Annotated in this window: 18 protein-coding genes; 6 read left to right on the forward strand and 12 right to left on the reverse strand. The window is 45.3% G+C overall.

Annotated features, from left to right (window positions below; all coding sequences use genetic code 11):
• Positions 1-93 precede the first annotated feature (93 nt).
• Together GQF01_RS35575 and GQF01_RS35580 are read left to right on the forward strand one after the other, a co-directional pair.
• Positions 94-1314, forward strand: a complete 1221-nt coding sequence (locus tag GQF01_RS35575; RefSeq protein WP_161412035.1) for a helix-turn-helix domain-containing protein — start codon at positions 94-96, stop codon at positions 1312-1314.
• Positions 1315-1413: 99 nt separating this feature from the next.
• Positions 1414-1842 (forward strand): VOC family protein, encoded by a 429-nt coding sequence (locus GQF01_RS35580; protein WP_161412036.1) that lies wholly within the window; start codon positions 1414-1416, stop codon positions 1840-1842.
• Positions 1843-1912: 70 nt separating this feature from the next.
• On the opposite strand, the gene cls is transcribed toward GQF01_RS35580, so the two are convergent.
• From cls to glgB, 6 genes are all read right to left on the reverse strand, one after another.
• Positions 1913-3367: a cardiolipin synthase gene (gene cls, locus GQF01_RS35585; RefSeq protein WP_161412037.1), complete on the reverse strand. Its 1455-nt coding sequence runs from the start codon at positions 3365-3367 to the stop codon at positions 1913-1915.
• 109 nt (positions 3368-3476) lie between these two features.
• A complete protein-coding gene (locus GQF01_RS35590) occupies positions 3477-3671 on the reverse strand; it encodes a hypothetical protein (protein WP_161412038.1) in 195 nt (64 codons plus the stop codon).
• Positions 3672-3799: 128 nt separating this feature from the next.
• On the reverse strand, positions 3800-5230 hold the full coding sequence (gene glgA / locus GQF01_RS35595) for a glycogen synthase GlgA (protein ID WP_161412039.1): 1431 nt from the start codon (positions 5228-5230) through the stop codon (positions 3800-3802).
• Positions 5231-5320: 90 nt separating this feature from the next.
• On the reverse strand, positions 5321-6430 hold the full coding sequence (glgD, locus tag GQF01_RS35600; protein WP_161412040.1) for a glucose-1-phosphate adenylyltransferase subunit GlgD: 1110 nt from the start codon (positions 6428-6430) through the stop codon (positions 5321-5323).
• Positions 6431-6435: 5 nt separating this feature from the next.
• On the reverse strand, positions 6436-7584 hold the full coding sequence (locus tag GQF01_RS35605) for a glucose-1-phosphate adenylyltransferase (protein WP_161412041.1): 1149 nt from the start codon (positions 7582-7584) through the stop codon (positions 6436-6438).
• Complete coding sequence (gene glgB, locus GQF01_RS35610; RefSeq protein WP_161412042.1) at positions 7574-9532, reverse strand: 1,4-alpha-glucan branching protein GlgB; 1959 nt, start codon at positions 9530-9532, stop codon at positions 7574-7576. The genes GQF01_RS35605 and glgB overlap by 11 nt, the downstream gene beginning before the upstream one ends.
• Positions 9533-9712: 180 nt before the next feature.
• On the opposite strand from glgB, the gene GQF01_RS35615 reads away from it, so the two are divergent.
• Genes GQF01_RS35615 through GQF01_RS35625 form a run of 3 tightly spaced genes read left to right on the forward strand, consistent with a single transcriptional unit; the run spans position 9713 to position 12470 of the window.
• Complete coding sequence (locus tag GQF01_RS35615; RefSeq protein ID WP_161412043.1) at positions 9713-10834, forward strand: peptidylprolyl isomerase; 1122 nt, start codon at positions 9713-9715, stop codon at positions 10832-10834.
• A gap of 54 nt (positions 10835-10888) precedes the next feature.
• Positions 10889-11755 carry a class I SAM-dependent methyltransferase gene (locus tag GQF01_RS35620; RefSeq protein WP_161412044.1) on the forward strand — a complete coding sequence of 289 codons (867 nt, stop codon included), beginning with the start codon at positions 10889-10891 and terminating at the stop codon, positions 11753-11755.
• Between the two features lies 1 nt (position 11756).
• A complete protein-coding gene (locus GQF01_RS35625) occupies positions 11757-12470 on the forward strand; it encodes an RluA family pseudouridine synthase (protein WP_161412045.1) in 714 nt (237 codons plus the stop codon).
• 27 nt (positions 12471-12497) lie between these two features.
• Here the strand turns inward: GQF01_RS35625 and GQF01_RS35630 are convergent, their stop codons facing one another.
• On the reverse strand, positions 12498-12902 hold the full coding sequence (locus GQF01_RS35630) for a MarR family winged helix-turn-helix transcriptional regulator (RefSeq protein ID WP_145655982.1): 405 nt from the start codon (positions 12900-12902) through the stop codon (positions 12498-12500).
• A gap of 255 nt (positions 12903-13157) precedes the next feature.
• Between GQF01_RS35630 and GQF01_RS35635 the strand changes: the two genes are divergently transcribed.
• Positions 13158-13325, forward strand: a complete 168-nt coding sequence (locus GQF01_RS35635; RefSeq protein WP_235960831.1) for a hypothetical protein — start codon at positions 13158-13160, stop codon at positions 13323-13325.
• On the opposite strand, the gene gyrA is transcribed toward GQF01_RS35635, so the two are convergent.
• The 5 genes from gyrA to GQF01_RS35660 all read right to left on the reverse strand — a co-directional run bounded on the left by gyrA (position 13316) and on the right by GQF01_RS35660 (position 20616).
• Positions 13316-15757 carry a DNA gyrase subunit A gene (gyrA, locus tag GQF01_RS35640; protein WP_161412047.1) on the reverse strand — a complete coding sequence of 814 codons (2442 nt, stop codon included), beginning with the start codon at positions 15755-15757 and terminating at the stop codon, positions 13316-13318. The genes GQF01_RS35635 and gyrA overlap by 10 nt on opposite strands.
• 24 nt (positions 15758-15781) lie before the next feature.
• Positions 15782-17749, reverse strand: a complete 1968-nt coding sequence (parE, locus tag GQF01_RS35645) for a DNA topoisomerase IV subunit B (RefSeq protein WP_161412048.1) — start codon at positions 17747-17749, stop codon at positions 15782-15784.
• A 64-nt stretch (positions 17750-17813) separates the two neighbouring features.
• Positions 17814-18806, reverse strand: a complete 993-nt coding sequence (locus GQF01_RS35650) for an ABC transporter permease (RefSeq protein ID WP_161412049.1) — start codon at positions 18804-18806, stop codon at positions 17814-17816.
• A gap of 15 nt (positions 18807-18821) precedes the next feature.
• Positions 18822-19787 (reverse strand): ABC transporter ATP-binding protein, encoded by a 966-nt coding sequence (locus GQF01_RS35655; RefSeq protein WP_161412050.1) that lies wholly within the window; start codon positions 19785-19787, stop codon positions 18822-18824.
• Between the two features lie 13 nt (positions 19788-19800).
• Positions 19801-20616 (reverse strand): GDSL-type esterase/lipase family protein, encoded by an 816-nt coding sequence (locus tag GQF01_RS35660; protein ID WP_235960833.1) that lies wholly within the window; start codon positions 20614-20616, stop codon positions 19801-19803.
• Positions 20617-21095 lie beyond the last annotated feature (479 nt).

Consider the following 21095-nt stretch of genomic DNA (forward strand, 5'->3'; position numbering starts at 1 on the left):
TAAGATTATACTAAGAGAATCAAATTCAGATTAGGATGTAAATTGCATCTAAGGGATGATTTTAACATACTTGCTCAAAGTAAGGAGAATCTTATGACCGTACAGCCATTCCACCTCTCCGCGATAAGTACGACATTTTTTCACTTAACGGATATCAATACCGTCGTTACAACCAGCAGCGGAGCTGTTTTATTGCATCATGAACATGACCCTACCCCTGAATTTCTAAGTGAGTGGCTGAAGGAGGACATCGCATTCCTCTGCACAGAAGCTCAACAATCCCCTGGACAATGCTGTAAATACACGAATACTTGGGGGTTTACTTACCTGGCCAAAGCTTTCAGAATCCATGAGGAGCGCACCAACATACTAGTCACCGGACCTTTCTTGCTGCAGGTTCCAGATGTCAATAGACTATACACGAGCTTCAAACTGGATCAAGGAAAACGAATTGAATTAGAGGTCTTTTACCGAGGGTTGAAATTAATTAGCGCTGCGAGGGTTCAAAGTATGGCTAATGTTTTCGAGCAAATCGAAGGCATTTCGCAAACCGATATTCGGGAATTAGAGCTCCAACCAGAACCCGTTAGATCTCCCCGGCAAAGAAGCGTCGAGCTCATGCTGCAGCAATCCGATGAAGCTTATATCGACCTGATTGATTTACGTTATCAAATTGAGCAAGAGATGATAATGGCAGTCCAGCATGGCGATCATGATACGTTGCAGAAAGTACGCTCCAAAATGAAAAATCTGTATGACTTCTCCGAAAGATTCCCGAATCAGCCGGTTAGAGCCTTAAGAAATGCCCTTATTATTCTAAATACATTGCTGCGAGTCGCCGCCAAAAATGCGAATGTCCAGCCCTTTTTCTTGCATCAAATCTCTGAGAAATTCGCCAAACAAATCGAACGGACCGAAACGATCCAATCGCTTGATAAATTAATGACACGCCTATTCGACGAATATTGTCAGTTGGTACGCCTGCATGCTGTAAAGGGATACTCCCCCCTCGTCCAAAAAGTCCTTCAATTCGTTTCCTTGCGTTACAATAAACCATTAAGCCTAGAGGAGCTTTCCCAAGAGTGCCACGCACATCCAGCACATATTTCAAGGCAGTTCAAGAAGGAAACAGGAATGACAATAACTGACTTCCAGCAGAAACAACGGATTGAAGAAGCCAAACCGTTACTGAGAAAAGGCGATTTATCCATCAAATGGATTGCCGAATCCATTGGTTTCGATGATCCTGGCTACTTTGCCCGCATTTTCAAAAAAATCGAAGGAGTGACACCAACCCAATTTCAAAAAAACTAAATCAAGCTTACTTTACCTTCATGATGTTGGATTAAGGACAAGTTAAATGATACAATATGGGAATAATATGCAAACTAACAAATCTGAGGAGTGATACAAATGGCATTAGATTTTTACTTGAATTTTAATGGAAATTGTCGTGAAGCGGTGGAGTATTATGCAGAAGTTTTCGGGACAGAGCAACCGAAAATCATGGCCTTTGGCGATACGCCAGCAGACCCAGCTTACCCACTCCCAGAAGAAGCGAAATCCTTGGTCATGCACGCTAGACTTACGATTAGCGGCAGCACAGTTATGTTCTCTGACGTATTCCCAGGCATGCCTTTTGTAGCTGGAAACAATATCTCCCTATCCATGGTTAGCAAAGATGTCGAAGAAATCAAGTCCGCGTTCCATAAGCTGAAAGAAGGCGGCAAAGTTGGCATGGAATTGCAGGAAACTTTTTGGAGCAAACTCTACGGAAACTTGGAAGACAAGTTCGGAATCCAATGGCAATTTAATTACGATAACGGCGAAACCGTGTATTAATGACATAACAATCGCATGCCAAAAAAACACCTCTTCTCCTTCTAGGAAGATTGAGGTGTTCTTTTTTTGTTCATAAAATGGGAGAGATCAATTTCGAGATGGACTCCAAGAATCGTATCCGTAGGGAACGTTTTTCATATTCCTCCAACGTCAATTCCATACACCCCTCCATGTCCTTCCAAAACGTAGCTTCCAGATTTTTCGCTGTTTCTTCGTGGTACATCAGCGCATTCGTCTCGAAATTAAGCCGCAGACTGCGAATATCGAAGTTAGCCGTCCCTACCGATGCTACTTTCCCATCGATAATAATCGTCTTCGCGTGCAAGAACCCATAATCGTAGAGGTAACATTTCACTCCGGCACGAAGCAATTCCCCCACATAATACAGGGAAGCCCAGTGCACAAACAGGTGATCCGCTTTCTCCGGAATCATAATACGAACATCGATTCCTGACAACGCGGCAATGCGCAAAGCATTGAGCATGCTCTCTTCTGGTATAAAATACGGCGTCTGCAACAGGATCCGCTTTTTGGCCATGTGAATCATTTTGAGAAATGTATACACAAAATGCGGCCATTCTTCATTAGGCCCACTAGCCACTATCTGCATAGGTACTTGCTGCAAAGCACTTCTTTCTCCACGTTCTGGAAAATAGCACGGATCGACTTCGACTGGCATCGCAGAGGCTAAATTCCAGTCCAGAATGAAACGGGACTGAAGCGCGCGAACCACGCTTCCCGTTAAGCGCAAATGGGTATCTCGCCAAAACCCGAACTTAGGATCCATGCCGAGATATTCATTCCCTACATTGAACCCGCCCATATACGCAATTTGACCATCAATAATGACCAATTTCCGATGATTGCGATAGTTCACCCGATAGTTCAAATAAGGAATTCGGGAAGGGAAGAAGGCTGCTTTATGCCCCCCGGCTTTCAGAAAATCACGAAAAAAGGAATCTTTCAAAGATCGTGAACCAATATCATCATACAAAAATCGAACGATGACACCCTGTTCCGCTTTTCTCGTTAACGCCTGAATGATTCTCTTCCCAAGCGCGTCATTCTTCACGATGTAATACTGCATATGAATATGCGTTTTCGCTTCCTCGATTTTCAAGAGTAAATCGCTGAATTTGCTTATGCCATCTGTGAAAATATGGACACCGTTATCCTGGGTCAGAAATGCGTCATTGGAGGACACGTTCAAATAAATCAAATCACGATATTCGTTGACCATGGGATCTAGATACGTCATCGTCCCATTCATCAGCTGCTCTCGCTGCTCAGAGATGACCGTCTGCATTCTTTCCTGCATGCGCTGGTTCCATTTATACAGCTTCCTGCGGCTTAGATTTTGTCCTAGCATCACGTAGAGCAGAAATCCGAGAATTGGAATGAACAGAAGCACCATCAGCCAAGACCAGGTGGCAGCCACGTTCCGGCGTTCTAAGAACACGACTGTAAGGGCAAGTAAAATATTAATAATAAAAAGTACAGTAAGCGCGTGCGATACCCAATCCATTTAGCCACTCCTAACCGTTGATGTCGGTGGATCAGCAATATTATACCTTATTTTCGGCAATTTCGAAAAAACCTCGTATTCCAACTTAGAATACGAGGCTGGCCCTGCTTTATGCTATTTTTTTAATTAGGCATAGCTTCCTTAGATAGTAAACGCCGCCTACTTTAATGACATCATCTGAATACGCTTCTATGAGTGTTCCTGAGTCTTCTAATTCACCGTCAAACCACACTTCAACAGGTGTTTGAAATAGCATGCAAAGATACATATCTGCGTCTGTAAAACATTCTGTCGTCCGGCTCATTTATTAACAACTGCCTCCCTCACCATTTTTCACTCGACAACATACTTATCGTCATTTGTAAATGAGAAATGAAGAGGAAATAGGTAAAAAAGACTGGAAGCTATGAGCCTCCAGTCCTGTTTTTCCATTTAATTGACCATTTCCTTATAAAGTCCAATGTACTGCTGTGCGGACTTCTTCCAGCTAAAGTCACCTTTTTTCATGTTCTGCTGAATTTTCAGCCATGCATCTCGATCATTTTTATAGAAAAAGACCGCTCGACGGATCGTATGCAGCATATCATGCGCGTTGTAATTGCTGAAGGAAAAGCCCGTGCCTTCGCCAGTAAACTCATTATATGGCTGAACAGTATCCTTCAGCCCACCAGTTTCTCTAACGATCGGTACAGTGCGGTAGCGAAGAGCTATCAGCTGTCCAATCCCGCATGGCTCGAATTGAGAGGGCATTAAGAACAAGTCCGATGAAGCATAAATTTGATGCGCCAAAGCCTCGTCAAAGAGAATCTGAGCTGATACTTTATCAGGATGCTTCTTGGCTGCTTGCTTGAACATCTCCTCGTAGTCATATTCGCCAGTCCCCAGAACGACGAGCTGGATGTCTAGCGACAGAATCTCCGTGAGGACATGCTGGATGAGGTCTAGCCCTTTTTGCTGCACCAAGCGGGTGACTAGAGCAATCATTGGTACATCATCTCTCACTGCTAATCCTAAGCTCTCCTGGAGTGCTGTCTTGTTCAACAGCTTTTTGGGCAGCGAATCTCGGTAAGTAGACACCAGATGCGGATCATTCATGGGATCAAATACGTCATAATCAATACCGTTCACGATGCCTGTCAGCTGATCCCTGCGGTGGCGCAGCAAGCTATCCAAATTTTCACCAAAATAAGGTGTTTGAATTTCTTCCGCATAGGTCTGACTCACCGTTGTAAGACGGTCTGAGTATAGTAGCCCACCTTTGAGAAAGCTGGCTCCTCCATGCAGTTCAAGCGCTGTGCCGGTATAATGATCGTCAGAGAGTCCAAACAACTCTTTAAACAACGATTGACTAAACACACCTTGGTATTTTAAGTTATGAACGGTCGTTAACGTTTTGATCTCACTGTAGAATGGCAGATGTTGATAATGAGCCTTTAGCAGCACAGGAATCATACCCGCTTGCCAATCGTGGCAGTGGATGACATCCGGCTGGAAGTCAAGCAGTGGCAATGTTTCGATAACGCCTTTGCAGAAGAAAGCAAACCGTTCTGCCTCATCGCCATAACCATAAATGCCAGGACGATTGAAATAATATTCATTGTCCACGAAATAAAAAGTGACGCCATCCTGCTCCAGAACTTCAATTCCGATATATTGCTTTCTCCAACCGACATAGATATCATGCGTCACAGCCGTTGTCATCGCGCTTCGGTACTTGGCTGGAATGCCGCCATATTTAGGCAGAATAACCCGCACATCCAGTCCTTGCTGGGTGAGCTCCTTAGGCAGTGAACCAATTACGTCAGCTAGACCTCCTGTTTTGATAAAAGGAACCGCCTCTGAAGCTGCAAAGAGTACTTTCATCTTTCCATTCCTCCTGATAGTCGAAAAGCCGCCTTTGGGGAGGCAGGCTTTTCGGATTATATCTAGTTATCTGCATACAAATGGTATCGATTAGATCACTTTGGTTTTTGCCGCGATGAACGGCGCTTTGTTGTCTCCAGTCAGTACGCGACCGCGAGAGATGAAGACATCCTTATCGAGAATCGCATTCTCAATAATTACATTCTCCTCGATTTCGCAGTTTTGGAGAATAATACTGTTTTTCACGTAAGCACCCTTACGGATTTTCACTCCGCGGAACAAAATACTGTTCTCTACCTTACCTTCAATCGTGCAACCGTTCGCGATCAGCGCGTTTTTGGTGGCAGCAGACTCCAAATATCTCGCAGGCGGCTCATCTTTTACTTTCGTAAAAATCAGGTTTTTCTGGAAGAACAATTCTCTCCAGATCACTGGATTCAACAGCTGCATGCTGTGCTTGTAGTAGCCTTGAATGGAATTCACGATTCCTACATGCCCTTCGAATTTATACCCATACACACTGAGCTTGTCAATATTTTTCATAATACCATCGCGAACCAGGTGATCATAACCCTGTGCCAAGCAAGATTCTACCATGTCAAGCAGCAGCGCTTTGCTCATAATATACATTTCCATAGAAATGTTATTTGTACGCAGTCTACCCGTGTGATCTTCCATAAGCGTAACCTGTCCGTTATCTTTGACGGCTAAGCGGCGGAACTTGCCTTGGATATCCTCATCCGTTTGCTTATAGATGACCGTAATGTCTGCTTGCGTATCCTCGTGATGACGGATAACGTCGCGCAGATCAAGGTTGCACACCATATGGCTGCGAGAAATAATAACCAGTTCTTCTTTCCCGCGGTAGAAATAATCACGATGGCTGTAGAATTGATACAAATCCCCGCGTGAAATGCCCGTTGGCTCATCCATGACGGATGGCAGTACGAACAATCCCCCACGCTTTCTGTCCAAATCCCACTCTTTCCCGGATCCAAGGTGATCCATCAAGGACCGGTACTTGTGCTGTGTGAATACGGCCACATTATCAATCCCAGAATTCACCATGTTCGACAATGTAAAATCAATTAACCGATAGCGTCCGCCGAAGGGTACCGAAGCAGGGCAACGGAAATACGTCAGTTCTTCCAAATCGTCCGGTTCATTCACTAAATTAATTACACCCATTACATGTTTCATCTAGATCATCCCTTCTGTTTGGCAGTAGCTAAAACGCGTTCATTGCCGCCTATGAGTGTAATTTCACCGTTACCGTCTACAACAGCACCATCTTCTACGACCGTGTTTTCACCAATAATCGCTTTGTTAATCGTTACATTGTTACCGATTTTCGCATTCGGCATAATAACAGAGTCACGAATTTGGCTGCCTTCCCCAACTTGTACACCAAAGAATAAGACAGAATGATCGACATCTCCAAAAATCGCACAACCCTCATTCACAAGTGAACGCTTGATATTCGCAGTAGGCGCCACATATTGAGCAGGCTGGTATGGATTCTGGGAGTACACACGCCAATCTTTATCATTAAGGTTCAACTCGTTATTGTCATCGAGCAGATCCATATTTGCTTCCCATAAGCTATCGATCGTACCGACATCTTTCCAATAGCCTTCGAATGGATAAGCATACATTCTTGCTTCATTTTGCAGCATCATTGGGATAATATCTTTCCCGAAATCTTTGCTGGAATCCGGATTTTCCTCGTCCGCAATCAAATACGATTTTAGAACACTCCAGTTAAAAATATAAATACCCATGGAAGCCAGGTTACTGTTCGCTTCTTTTGGTTTTTCGGCAAATTCAGTTATTTCCTGTTTCTCGTTCACACTCATAATTCCGAAACGGCTGGTTTCTTCCCATTTCACTTCAATAACGGCAATACTTGCGTCAGCTTTCTTCTCTTTGTGATAGGAAAGCATTTTGTCATAATCCATTTTGTAAATGTGATCACCCGAGATGATCAGTACATACTCCGGATCATACTGCTCAATAAATCCAATGTTGCGATAGATCGCATTCGCGGTTCCTTTATACCAATCCCCGCCTTTTTGCTCCATGAAAGGAGGTAACACAGTGACACCGCCATATTTGCGGTCTAGATCCCACGAACTGCCGATTCCAATATACGTGTTGAGCACGAGAGGTTGATATTGCGTCAAGACACCAACGGTGTCGATCCCTGAATTCGTGCAATTGCTAAGGGTGAAATCAATGATACGGTACTTCCCGCCAAAATGAACAGCTGGTTTGGCCAAATTATTCGTTAGCACGCCTAGTCTTCGTCCTTCTCCACCAGCGAGGAGCATAGCCACACATTCTTTACTGCGCATCTCTGATTTCCCCCTTCAACTTCGTTTTCTCTAGTTGGAATTCTTTCACACATTTTATATAAACAGCCGCAAGCGGCGGAATACACAGAGATAAGCTATAAGGCTGTTCGTGATATTTTCTTTTTTCACTCGTGATTGGCAGCTTGTTTCCTTGGCCAGAACCGCCAAATTCAGGGGCATCGCTGTTAAAAACAACCTCGTACATCCCACCACGTGGAACACCGATTCGATAATCAGGGTGCACCTCTGGCGTGAAGTTGCAGATGAGAATCAGATCATCCTCAGCCAAATTTCCTTTACGCATGAAAGTAACGACGCTTTGGCTCTCATCATGTGGATTAATCCATTTGAAACCGTCAGGACTATGATCCTTTTGCCATAAAGCCGGCTGGTCCAAATAAAATTGATTGAGCGCCTTTACGTAAATGTGCATTTGTTCATGCTTCTCATACCCGTTCAGCAGGAACCAATCCACTTCTTCCTGATCTTTCCATTCGTCGAATTGACCGAATTCGCTGCCCATGAACAGCAGCTTTTTGCCTGGGTGACCTGACATATATCCGTATAAAACGCGCAGATTGGCGAATTTCTGCCAATAATCGCCTGGCATCTTATGCAGGAGTGAACGTTTCCCATGGACAACTTCATCGTGAGAAAACGGTAATACGTAATTTTCGCTAAAAGCGTACATAAAGGAGAACGTGATCAGTTTATGGTGATATTTGCGATGAATAGGATCCAGCTTCATATAGCGCAGCATATCGTTCATCCAGCCCATATTCCATTTATAGTTAAAGCCAAGCCCGCCATCATGCACAGGTGCTGTAACTAGTGGCCAGTCTGTCGAATCCTCTGCCATCATAAGCGCATCCGGATAATAAGAGAAGACAACTTGATTCAGCTTTCTCAAGAAAGCAACGGCTTCGGGATTATCATCCCCGCCCCACTGATTCTTAAGGGGTTTCTCATTCCAACGACCGAAATTTAAGTGCAGCATGGAAGCTACAGCATCAACCCGGATTCCATCGATATGGTACATGTCCATCCAAAATATGGCGTTTGAAATCAGAAAGCTTTGCACTTCCGGCCTGCCAAAATCAAATGTAAGTGTCCCCCATTCCAGCTTCTCGGCTTTTCGCGGATCTTGATATTCATAAAGCGCCTTTCCGTCAAATTGCCTCAAACCATGAGCATCCTTGCAGAAATGCCCGGGGACCCAGTCCATGATGACGCCAATTCCTTTTTGATGACACCGATCGACGAAATGCATGAATTCCTTCGGCGAACCGTGTCTGCTTGTTACAGAGTAATAACCTGTCGCTTGATAGCCCCATGAACGGTCAAAGGGGTGTTCAGCAAGCGGCATAACCTCAATATGTGTATAACCCATTTCTACGGCATAATCGACTAACTCGTCCGCAAGCTGGTCATAGGTATATAATTCTTCGCTATGTCTGTCTTTTTTACGCCACGTACCTAGATGCACCTCATAAATCGACAAAGGTTTGTTATAAGCGGGTGCTGTCTTCTTCATCTCTTGCCAGGCCTCATCCTGCCATTCGTAGCCTTCCAGATCGACAACGCGAGAGGCTGTACCTGGACGTACTTCCGAATAAAAGGCGTAAGGGTCAGCTTTCAACAAAATTTGACCTGTCTCGCTTTGAATTTCGTACTTGTAGTGATCACCTTCACTTGCCTCAGGAACAAACAGCATCCAAACCCCAAGTGAACTGAACTTCTCCATACGGTGTTCACCGGATTGCCATTGGTTGAAATCCCCTAGCAAGCTAACCTGTTTGGCATTAGGCGCCCATACAGCGAAACGAACTCCCTCATATCCTTTTCTTTTGCTAACATGCGCCCCTAGAATGCGATAGCTGTGATACAGGGATCCTTCATGAAGTAGAAACAAATCTTCTGAGCTGGGTGTGCCAACATTTGCCCCCATGTTATCCCTCCCATAATCGACCTTTTTCTTCAAAATATGGATGTAACAATTAATCACATACAGTACAAATACAACAAGCAGGTAGAGAATTCCTTCAATCCCTCATATTAAAAAAAGGAAAATCCTTTATCCTGGGTGAATTACTTAAGTGACAGTCAATTGAAAGGTGGAAACCAGATTATGAAAGACAAGGTGAAAGGACTTATCGTAGGTTTGACGATCGGTTCATTAATTAGCGGTACAGCTGCTTTTGCGGCTAGCAGTCAAATTGAAGTGGCCTTCCGCAGCATCAAATATATGTTTGATGGTGTCGAAAAAGTGCCGGCAGATGGAAAAGGTTTTGTTTATGAAGGTTCTACTTACGTCCCTCTTCGCTTCGTAAGTGAAGCGTTAGGAAAAAAAGTCGAATGGGATGAAGAAAATGAAACCATTTGGATCGGAAGCAATCCGAATAAAGTCGTTGCAACTTATAAAGGCGGTACGGTAACAAAAGGCGAGTTTGATACTTTCTTTGCGCTGCAGGCCATTTTCAATACCAACCATGCGGCTTCAAAAGATAGCCCAGAGTATCAAAAAAGTGTTGCTTCCCAATTAATTCAATATAGAATTCTATACGGTAAATCTTCCGAGGCTGACCAAAAAGCGGCTAAAGATGCAGCGTCAGCTCAAATTGCGACTTGGAAAACCCAAAATGGCGAAGCCAAATTTCTAGAAGACTTGAAAAACTTCAAAGTAACTGAAACGGAACTTCAATATTACCTTGTCGGCAGATTAACTGCAGAAAACTATATCAAGTCCAGTATTTCCGACGCACAACTGAAAGCCAAGTATGACGACAACCTCAAACAAGATAAAGATGCTTATACGATAGCTTCTGTTCGCCACATCTTGATTGGTTTAACAAGCGGAGACGGAAGTGTGAAGCGTACGAAAGAAGAAGCGCTTAAGCTTGCTAAAGATGTCGAGGAAAAACTTAAGAACGGTGAAGACTTCGCCAAGTTGGCTAAAGAACTAACTGACGATCCTGGTTCCAAAGAAACAGGCGGACTTTATGCAGATGCAGAAGTTGGCAGCTGGGTACCTGAATTCAAGAAAGCTGCGATTGAACAACCGATTGGTGCTGTAGGCGACCCCGTTGAGACACAATTCGGTTATCACGTGATCAAAGTCGAATCCAGATCCGTGAAATCTTTCGATTCCGTGAAGGACTCGTTAAGAGGCTCACTGGAACAAGCGCAGTACCAGCAATTTGTAGAAAAAGAATTACCCGGTTTGATTGAAAAGATCGATTTAAGTGAATAAATGGTGTACAATGGATGTTTGTTAAAGTATACAAGTTGAAGGATGGAATGTAACATGTTTTATGCAAAAGACTGGGTAGATTACGAACTTCTCGACACTGGCGGCGGCGAAAAGCTTGAACGCTGGGGCACGATCGTACTTCGAAGACCGGACCCGCAAATCATTTGGCCTTTGGAAAAAGAAACACCTGCATGGCGTCAAGCCGATGCTCATTATCACCGCAGCTCCAGCGGCGGCGGACAGTGGCAGCAGCATGCTGAACTGCCAGAACGCTGGACGATTACCTACGATCAGAAGCTGTCCTTTTATATTAAACCAACCAGCTTCAAGCATACGGGTCTATTCCCTGAGCAAGCCGTCAACTGGAAATGGATGATTGACAAAATCCAAAACGCCGGAAGACCGATCAAGGTATTGAACCTTTTTGCCTATACAGGTGGAGCCTCACTCGCCTGCGCTTATGCAGGAGCAGAGGTTTGCCACGTCGATGCCTCCAAAGGTGTTGTATCATGGGCGAAAGAGAATCTGCATCTCAGCAATATGGGCAGTCGCCCTGTTCGTTTCATTACGGATGATGTTTTCAAATTCGTACAAAGAGAACAGCGCCGCGGCAGCAAATATGATGCGATCATCATGGATCCTCCCTCATACGGACGCGGACCTAATGGCGAGACTTGGAAACTTGAAGATGACCTCTTCCCTTTCATTCAAACCTGTCAGAGCATCTTGACGGATAATCCTTTATTCCTGTTAATTAACTCTTATACAACAGGCATTTCGGCTACAGTGCTTCAAAACATCTTAACGATGGCGATGAAAAGCAAGCATGGCGGTACGATCTCAAGTGGAGAAATCGGCCTGCCGATCACTCACTCCGGCTTAATGCTCCCTTGCGGCATTCTGGGACGCTGGGAGTCATAAGATGACTGGAGCTAAAGATGGTTCGGGAGCATCGCAAATTCCGATACTTTTCGAAGACAACCACATTCTCGTGGTAGAGAAGCCTGTGAACATGCCCACACAAGAGGACGACTCGCGTGATCCTGATCTCCTGAACGTCCTGAAGGCAGATCTCAAGCATCGGCACAACAAGCCTGGCAATGTATACCTCGGGCTTGTCCACCGGCTTGACCGTCCCGTAGGCGGCGTTATGGTCTTCGCCAAAACGTCAAAAGCCGCATCACGGCTGTCTGACGCGGTAAGAACTAGGCAGCTGGACAAAACGTATGTCGCTATTGTGCATGGCAAACCGCCACAGCCGACCGCTACGCTGCGTCACTGGCTCTGGAAAGACACGCGGACGAATACCGTCAGCGTTGTCAAACCGGGCCAGCACGAAGCCAAGGAGGCTGTGCTGGATTATAAGCTGCTCGGCAGCCAAGACGGTCTCAGCTTGATTCAGATCAAGCTGCACACCGGACGGCCGCATCAGATCCGCGTGCAGCTGGCTGCCATCGGCTGCACACTGTACGGCGACCAGCGCTACGGCAGCGCGGTCAACAAGCCCGGCCAGCAGCTAGCGCTCTGGGCGACGGCACTGTCCTTTGAGCATCCAACACTCAAAGAGACGATGCGCTTCCGGTCGCTGCCGCCAGTGCAGCGGCCATGGAGTGAATTTACAATCCCAGAATTGTAAATTCATCTCTGGGAGCCGCCTCAGCTATTAATTGGCGACCTTCCCCAACAAATAAATAAGCAGTTTCTGATTATGGGCGGAAACGCGGCTCAGGTAGGTGTCCAGCAGTTGTTCTCGGACTAACGTACCTCGCTCGCATTCCGTCTTTCCTTTGTCGGTTACGTGGACCCAAACGATACGGCGGTCTTTCTCATCCCGCACCCGCACGATTAATTCACTTTTCTCCATACGATCTAATAGTGTTGTAACCGCAGCAGGTGTTGTAGATACATATTCGATTAGATCTGAAGGCTTCATTCGCTCGTTCGTCATAAGTAATTCTAATACGTTAAGTTGCCCTTCTGTAATCGTAGGTGCTAATCCTACTTCCATCTGGCTCTTCAATTCCTTAGACAATTTCAGCCACAGCTTTCCAAACTCATCGGAATACAACCTCACATCATCTCGCTTCCAACATCTACTATATCGCAAGTATAGCACGCATTTTCACAGGTTAAAAGGTTAATGCCATTAATACTTTCCTACAAAAGCTGCACATTTCTAGGACACGCTGTGGCATGTTGTCGAGTCGTCCACAACTTTGTCCGAACTTGAAGAATGTCTACATTACTTTTTAACATTCCGCCCACTTCTGACATATACTGTGAAGCAGTTAGTATGGCAGATCACGTTAAGGAGTGGTTCAAAGTGGACGATTGGAAAATAGAGCTTGGCAAAAAGGCACTCGAGGCAGGCATGCTAAAAGACCCACAGTGGCTGGATCGATTAGACGAACCGATGCCCCTGTGGGTCTTATTAGAGTTAGCTTTTAATCTGATGGAGAAGCTGGATCCACCTTCAATCAGTTATGACTGAGGGAAACGCAGGATATCTATAATGGATTCTGTTTTGGTAACAGGTATAAGCTGTTTGCCTTGCGCTTTACGATCTTCCAGAGGCGCTGTCTCCGTTGAGAAGCGAAGCTTCTCTCCATTACTCATCACGGCTGTAATCTGATAATCCATTTTCACAATGAATGTTCGGATTAAACCTGTTCCATTCGGTCTCACACGCTTGCCTTCCTTAAACTCAAAGGTAAGAATGCCTTTTCCTCCACGCCCTTGAATCGGGTAATCGACGACAAGGGACCGCTTCGCATACCCGAGGTCCGAAATGACGAGTACTTCCCCTTCATCCCCGTAAATCCACTCAGCCGAGACAACATCATCGTCTTCTTTGAGCTGGATGCCGCGTACACCCGCGGCTGCACGGCCCATCGGGTTTACTTCTTCCTCACGGAAGCGAATACTCATTCCAAGCTTCGTTACAAGCAAGATTTCCTTCGTATTGTCGCTGAGATGCACATGCAGCACTTCATCTTGCTCCGCAATCTTACAAGCGACAAGTCCATTGGAACGATTCGTCATGTACTCTTTGAGCTCCGTACGCTTCACTTGCCCTTTGCGGGTGACGAACACAAGTGATTTCGTTGGATCGTCAAAGCCTTTGATCGGAATCACATTGACGATACGGTCTTCCTTCGCAATTGGAATGACATTGACGATCGCGGTACCATTTTCTTTCCACTTGTACTCTGGCACTTGATGGACAGGCAGTAAGTAATACTGGCCTTTCTTCGTGAAGATCAGCAAACTCTCAATCGTATTGACATCGAGCAAGAAGCGCAAGTAGTCGCCTTCTTTGAGGCCTGTATTTTCCAGTTCTCCGCCTGATCGCGTAAACGAAAGCTTGCTAGTCCGTTTCAAGTAACCTTCGTTAGAAAGCGTTACGAAAACATCTTCGGGATTGACGAGCACTTCGAGATTAACTTTCAGCTCCTCAACCTCGCCTTGAATAGCTGAGCGGCGCTCGATGCCGTATTTCTTGCGGATTTCGCCCATTTCATCTTTAATGACACCTAACAGCTTTTTCAAGCTGCCCAGAATGCCACGCAAATAAGCAATTGTTTTTTCAACATCTTTCAACTCTTTATCCAGAGTTGTGATTTCTAAGTTCGTTAACCGGTATAATTGCAAGACTAGAATGGCGTCCGCTTGACGCTCAGAAAAGCCAAATTTCTCGACCAAGTTGTTTTGTGCATCCTGGCGATTTTTGGAAGCTTTGATCGTTGTGATCACTTCGTCCAAGATGTTAAGCGCCTTGACAAGTCCCTCTAGGACATGAGCGCGATCTTCCGCTTTCTCAAGCTCATATTGGGAACGGAATGTAACAACTTCCTTCTGATGCCCAATGTAAGCTTCCAGAATTTCGCGAATACCCAATTGGCGCGGCGCTTTGTTAACAATCGCAACCATATTGAAATTGTACGTTACTTGCAAATCCGTTTTCTTTAGCAAGTAAGCCAAAATCCCTTGTGCATCCGCTTCTTTTTTCAGCTCAATGACGATCCGCAATCCATTACGTCCACTTTCGTCCCGAACTTCCGCGATGCCTTCGACTTTCTTCTCAAGGCGGATGTTCTCCATGGCGGTAACGAGGCGAGATTTCACGACCTGATACGGAATTTCCGTAATCACAATTTGCTGTCTTCCGCCGCGCATGTCTTCGATCGCTGTTTTGGACCGGATATAGATACGGCCTTTACCAGTGCGATAAGCCTCACGAATCCCTTCCTCCCCCATAATAATACCGGAGGTAGGGAAGTCTGGACCTTTGACGATTGTCATTAACTCGTCAACTGTGATCTCAGGCTTGTCGATCATTGCAGTGCAGGCATCAATAATTTCACGCAAGTTATGCGGCGGAATTTCAGTCGCAAAACCTGCCGAGATGCCGCTCACACCATTTACAAGCAGATTCGGATAACGCGCCGGGAGCACAACAGGCTCCTTCGTAGAGTTATCGAAATTATCTTTGAACATAACCGTACGTTTCTCAATGTCACGAAGCAGCTCCATCGCAATTTCAGAGAGCCTGGCTTCGGTATACCGCATGGCTGCAGGCGGATCATCATCAAGAGATCCCCAGTTTCCATGGCCATCCACAAGGGTATGACCCATCTTCCATGGCTGCGCCATACGAACCATGCCATCATAAATGGAGGCATCTCCATGTGGATGATAGTTCCCCATCACATCGCCGACCGTTTTGGCGGACTTGCGGTATGGTTTATCAGGGGTGTTCCCTGAATCGTACATCGCGTACAAAACACGTCGTTGCACAGGCTTTAAGCCGTCTCTAACGTCCGGGATCGCGCGATCCTGGATAATATATTTGGAATAACGCCCGAATCGATCGCCAACGATCTCCTCTAGATAGGCTGGTAAAAACTCTTCTAAAATACCCAACTTTCAGTCACCACTCTTTTTGGTCTACTCTACATATTCGGTAAAATCGACGTTCTCGATAATCCAACGTTTACGTGGATCAACTTTATCGCCCATTAAGGTTGTTACTCGGCGTTCCGCCTTCGCTGCATCTTCAATTTGAACCTGCAGCAGCTGCCGGCTCTCTGGATTCATGGTTGTTTCCCATAACTGCTCTGGATTCATCTCACCAAGTCCTTTGTACCGCTGTAATTCGGTATTCTTGCCAAGCTCTTTCACAACGACTTGCAGTTGTTCGTCGGTCCATGCATATTTGTATCCGCCATTTTTGCCTTTTCTGGTCACTTTAAAAAGCGGAGGCTGTGCAATGTACACCTTGCCTGCATCAATCATAGGCTTCATGTAGCGGTAGAAGAACGTCAGAAGCAGTACTTGAATATGCGCACCGTCGGTATCAGCATCCGTCATAATGATAATTTTACCATAGTTCATTTCTTCGACTTCGAACTCAGAGCCGACTCCTGCTCCGATCGCTGCAATGATCGCTTTATACTCGTCGTTTTTCATAATGTCGAGTAGTTTTGCCTTTTCGGGATTCATAGGCTTCCCTTTCAGCGGCAAAATAGCTTGATGCTTGGAGTCACGCCCTTGCTTCGCAGAACCTCCGGCAGAATCTCCCTCAACGACGAACAACTCATTGCGCTGCAAATCCTTGGATTGCGCAGGGGTTAGCTTGCCGCCTAGATTCGAGCTCTCGCTCTTCCCTTTTTTCCCGCTGCGAATTTCTTCTCTAGCTTTACGAGCAGCTTCACGTGCTTTGGAGGCTTGAACTGCCTTCTTCAGCATCATCTGCGCGATTTGCGGATTTTCCTCGAGAAACACTGTCATTTTGTCTGAAACGACCGCATCAACTGCACTTCTTGCAATAGCGCTTCCAAGCTGATCCTTCGTTTGACCGACGAATTCGACATCGCCCATCTTAATATTGATCACGACCATCATACCTTCTCTTAGGTCGGTACCGTCAAGGTTTTTATCCTTCTCTTTGAGAATGCCCGCTTTACGTGCATATTCATTCATGACCCTGGTATATGCCGTCTTAAAACCCGTTTCGTGCGTACCGCCGCCGCGGGTTGGGATCGCGTTCACGAATGAGGCAATCGTTTCTGTGTAGCCATCATTGTACTGAAGAGCCACTTCCACTTCAATTTCGTCCTTCTCAGAGGCAAAATGAATCACAGGATGAAGTACTGTCTTCTCTTCATTCAGGAATTCCACGAATTGGCTTGCGCCGCCTTCATACTGGAACGAATCCTGCTTATCTGTGCGATCATCTTTCAAATTTACGAGTAAACCCGAATTCAGGAAGGCAATCTCCTGCAATCTCTCGGACAAAGTATCATAAGAAATGGTGGTTCCGCCTTGGAATACGCGTTTGTCCGGCTTGAACGTAACTTTGGTCCCTGTCCGGTTCGTATTGCCAATGACTTCCAGCTTGGTAACAGGCTCGCCAACATGCTCGACACCTGCATCATCAACCCGGTATTCAAAGCGCATTTTGTGTATCTTGCTGTCGCGATATATCTCAACTTCCAACCACTCTGAGAGGGCATTCGTTACCGAAGCGCCAACGCCATGAAGTCCTCCAGATTTCTTGTACCCAGAACCTCCGAACTTGCCTCCGGCATGAAGAATCGTAAAGACAACTTGCGGCGTAGGAACTCCTGTTTTATGTATCCCTGTCGGAATACCTCGACCGTTATCTTGCACCGTGATGGACTGATCTTTATGTATGGTCACGCTGATTTTGGAGCAGTGCTTAGCTAGATGCTCATCTACCGCATTATCGACAATTTCCCAAATCAAATGGTGCAAACCGGAAGAACTCGTGCTGCCGATATACATCCCTGGTCTTTTACGAACAGCGACAAGCCCTTCCAGTACTTGAATATCATCGACATCGTAATCCGATGTTGGGGCTTTTCCATTAGCAAATTCTAGTTGCTCAGTCATTGAAGCCCTCCTTTTTCTAATATAGGGATCCTTGATAGGAGTTTCGCGGCTCCTATGTATCTTGTTAATTCAATATATCCTTGCGGGAGAAAACAGTAAAGGAAACAATCAGCGAAATTGCGGCCCAGACGCTTAGAACACTTAGCGAGAAGGCTAAATCCATACCTTTTATCGGTGGCAGACCTCCCGTAAGATACTTGGTTAAGTCCAAGTTGACCATAAACAAATATTTCGCTGTTTCCCAAGATGAAACCATGTTCGAAAGAATCGTCCCCGAAATTAAGACTGCAAGCATGACCCCCATACCAGCAGCTGTTGATCGAATGAGGACTGAGATCATTAGCGACATGAGCGCAACGACAATTGCCGCAAACCACACTAATCCAAACTCCATCAAGAGGAAGAACCACTGATCAACCGCTCTTACCAGACTGAAGTCGACATCTGTGCCATTGATCTGAATGCCTGTAAAAATGGGCATCGTCCATCCGTTATAGCCGAAAACAAGGCCAGAAATCAAGTAACACAGCGCGCCAGTCGACAGAACCGTAAGCGAAGTAAAGAAAATAACAGTTATTAATTTGCTCAATAGGATTTTCCATCGCCGGACCGGTCTTGTCAACAATAATTTAATAGTCCCCGTAGAATGCTCGGATGATACGATATCTGCTGAAATGACCATGATGATCAGAGGAATGAATAAAGAGACGGCATTTTTGACAAACTCGCGGGTGAAAGTAACCGCATTAGGCGAGCTTGGATCAACATCCTTTTCCAGATAATAATTCGCAATCTGTATCTGTACTTTAAGCTGCTGCTTCCATTCTTCCGGTGTGCGAGCAGAGCTTAAACGCTTCTCCCAATCAATAATTTTCTGACGCTGATCTGCTTTCCAGTCTGTTGTTCCAAATTGCTTTTGTGTATTTTGAGCAACACGCATTTGTGCATAAGTAAACATAGGAATAAGGGCAAGCAGAATCAGGATGATCACATAAAATCGCTTCTTCTTGATCATTTTGATGCATTCATTTTTGACAAGTTCATACAGAATACGCATTTCTTTCACCGTCCCCTATTGTATGGTTTCACCCTCGGTTAGGCTCAAGAACAAATCTTCCAGCGTTGGGTTCTTGATTTCTACAGCATACAGGCTAATTCCTGCTTCCATCAATTGCCTACTTATTTGCGGGACATGCTCTTTATCCATTTGGGTAACAATTTGTCTCACTGAAGAATGGCTATGTGTTGGATCTACGGGTCCAATTTCCTCAATCGCATTCACGAGTGGCGACGCATCGAGAAGCCCCTCAGCCTTATCGGCCGGAGACACGGACCAAACCACTTTACCGCCTTGCGCAATCAACTCATCTACTGCTCCTACTTGAATAACTTCGCCATGACTAATTATCGCTACACGGTCACACATCTGCTGAATCTCGCTCAAAAGGTGACTGGACACAAACAAGCTCAATCCATCAGCCGCCAAGCGCTGAATAAATTCCCTCATTTCCTTGATTCCTTGCGGATCCAGACCATTGGTGGGCTCGTCCAATATTAATAAGCTAGGTCGACCAAGAAGTGCTTGCGCAATCCCAAGCCGCTGCCTCATGCCAAGGGAGTATGTGCGTACTTTATCATGAATACGCCCATCCATGGAAACAATTTCTACAACTTCTTGAATTCTCTGTTCATCGACATCTGGCAGCATTCTTGCAAAATGCTCGAGATTTTCCCATCCTGTCAAGTATGAATACAGCTCCGGATTCTCAACAATACAGCCAACTTGACGCATGGCTTGATTATGCTCTTTGCGGACGTCAAATCCACAAATGTGAATCGTCCCTTCCGTCGGCCGAATTAAGTCAACGAGCATTCGAATGGTTGTCGTTTTCCCAGATCCATTGGGACCTAGGAACCCGAAGATTTCTCCGGCATAGACATCGAAGGAAATCCCTTTGATAATCTCTTTATTTTTAATTCTTTTTTTCAAATTTTTCACGGACAATACGGTCTCAGGAACGACTACTGCTTCTGTCACTTTGCTGCCCCCATTACTTCAGAATTTGTAAAATTCGATCTGCAATCCGCTCATAACCATCCCCATTAGGATGAAAATGATCAGCTGATGACAAATATTTAATCAAATTTTGTTCAAACAAATCATAAGTTGGGACTATGACCATTTGCGGATAACGATTGATCATCTCGAAAACACCATTATTCCAGCGCTGTACAATGAGTGATCCTTCTTGTTTGGGATCCAAATCTAAGAATGGATGATACAAACCAACGTACATAACAGTTGCCTTAGGGTTGGCCTTATTAATAGCTTCTAGAATTTTCTGCATTTTATCAAGTGCTGGACCCACGCGGCTTACTGCTGCTTCAGGGTTGAACTCGGTCTGGTTATCCCCTGTGAAAAGCCCATCTCCACCTGCAAAAATATCATTACCGCCGATGGTGAGCAAAATAATGTCGGCCTGCGCAAGCGCATCCTGTGTCTTCTTTAGTGCCAGATCAGCTAAAAGCTGGTCGCTTCTGTAGCCTGGAATTGCTAAATTATTAAGTACAAATACCGGTTTGCCTGTCTCTTTTTCCAGCTTTTCACGGACGCGGCCTACATAACCTTTGCCTGTATTATCGCCAGTCCCTGCTGTTAATGAATCGCCGAGTGCAACAATTTGCAGCTTGGCTTTACTGTCAATCATCGATTCCTTCTTCGGAGCCTCCGTCGCCAATTGAAGCGTTCCAGAAGCTTTCGGAAACCATATCTGATTCGCCGCGTAAGCAAATCCTACAGCGAAAACAATCGTCGTAATCGATGCGGTTAAGCCAATTGCCCCCCATATGAAGCGAGATGATCTCAAGAATGTCCCCTCCTGCGAATAAATGGCATAATTCATACTAAGAGTATAGCTTCTAGAATAATTTTGCAAACGTTGCAAATTAGCGCCGCTCAAAATTCGATCATATGTTCGTTTTTCTAGTATAACATACTTGGTCATTAATCAAACAGCCTCAATTATGTTTGTCTTGTGGTGTGCTGGTGGGGGGTGCGTTGTTACTGTTGGTGGTGCTACGGGGTTTCTGTTGCGCGTTGCGGTATTACTGTTGCTGGGGTTCGTGGTTTTCAAATTGCGAGTTGCGCCAGTCCATATGGTTACGGATACAATGATCTAACGGACTGAGGTGCCGCTATTGGTTACTTTTAGAGTAAATTTGGAATTTAACGGACACAGGGGACCTTAATCGTTATAAAACTAGCTAAAACCACTGTAAATTGCTTAAATAACAGCTCTGAGGTCCGTTAGATTCTCAAAATGGGCTAATTTGGCCAAATAGCGTC

Source organism: Paenibacillus silvestris (assembly GCF_009882985.1).
Classification (GTDB): domain Bacteria; phylum Bacillota; class Bacilli; order Paenibacillales; family NBRC-103111; genus Paenibacillus_E; species Paenibacillus_E silvestris.